Source organism: Nitrosomonas oligotropha, from assembly GCF_009833085.1.
In the GTDB taxonomy this organism is placed as follows: Bacteria; Pseudomonadota; Gammaproteobacteria; order Burkholderiales; family Nitrosomonadaceae; genus Nitrosomonas; species Nitrosomonas oligotropha.
The window spans coordinates 1-1,189 of sequence record NZ_QRBZ01000070.1 but is presented as its reverse complement, the minus strand read 5'-3'; the positions used below and the strand labels follow the sequence as shown (position 1 = coordinate 1,189).

At 50.9% G+C, this 1,189-nt stretch carries 1 pseudogene; it reads right to left on the bottom strand.

Annotated elements, in window-relative coordinates:
• Window positions 1-1,189 (bottom strand): annotated as a pseudogene (gene istA, locus ABD07_RS14670) (IS21 family transposase); the annotation flags it as partial.

Sequence of the window (1,189 nt, the reverse complement as noted above, 5' to 3'; positions counted from 1 at the left end):
TGGTACCAGACTCAGTACTTTGGCCATGGTTCGATCGGCTTGCTGGTGTTCTCTGCGCCGCAATGCAGTCTGAAATTGCAACAAGGGTGCCGGTAATTCAGCAAATGGGGCACCGTTGCGCAAGGCGCCCGGTTTCTTCTCAATGACCGGAATATAATGCTGCCAGTCATAGCTGACTTGGTCGCTATCCAGCAAACGGGTATGACAGGTTGCTACAGCATTGTTATGAACGATCTCAATACGGTCGGCATACTGATGAACGGCTACCATCTGGTTGGTCAGGCGGCAAGGTACGGAATAACGATTGCGTTGCAATGTGACCAGACACGTGCTGGATACGCGCGCCAACACTTCGATATAGCCATCGAACGGTGCTGGCATCGGCATCAAGTACAATTGTTCCTGCTCCAGCGCATCGGCAAGGGTAATACCCGCATAATCCGGATGCTGAATTTCAGACCACAACGCGCGGCAGCATGCCTCAAGCCATCGGTTCAGATCATCGAATGAACTGAATTGCTGCTGTTTGGCTTCATTCCAAAGGCGGCGGCGCATATCCTGAACATTCTTCTCGACAACGCCTTTCTCCCAGCCGGAAGCAACATTGCAGAAATCCGGATCAAACAGATAATGCGCCGTCATCGCAAAGAAGCGCGTATTGACTACTCGTCCATTACCTTTGGACACCTTGTCCACAGCCGTCTTCATGTTGTCGTAAATGCCACGTTTCGGCACACCGCCAAAAGCTGTGAATGCACGAGTATGAGCTTCAAACAACATCTCGTGGCTTTGTGACGGATAACCCGACAACATGAAAGCACGACTGGCGCATAGCTTGGTGTGTGCTGCCAACACCTTGCGGTGAATGCCGCCAATCACCAGCCACTCTTCGCTCCAGTCAAACTGAAAAGCTTCACCCAACGTAAACCGCAGCGGCACATATAACCGATTTACTCTGACTGCCTTGATTGCGCCACTCTCGGATAAAATCGCAAACAATGCTATAACCGCCCGTATAGCCTTCGTTCAATATCTCTTTGAACAGCATCAATGCTGTGCGCCGATCCTTCTTCGGACGACGTACATCCGCTTCTAACGCCAACAGCAACTTGGATTCAAATAGTGTCAGTCTTGCCATGCTTCTTCGCTCTCTGATATTTAACCGCGCTGTCGTTTGGCGCTTTCAACC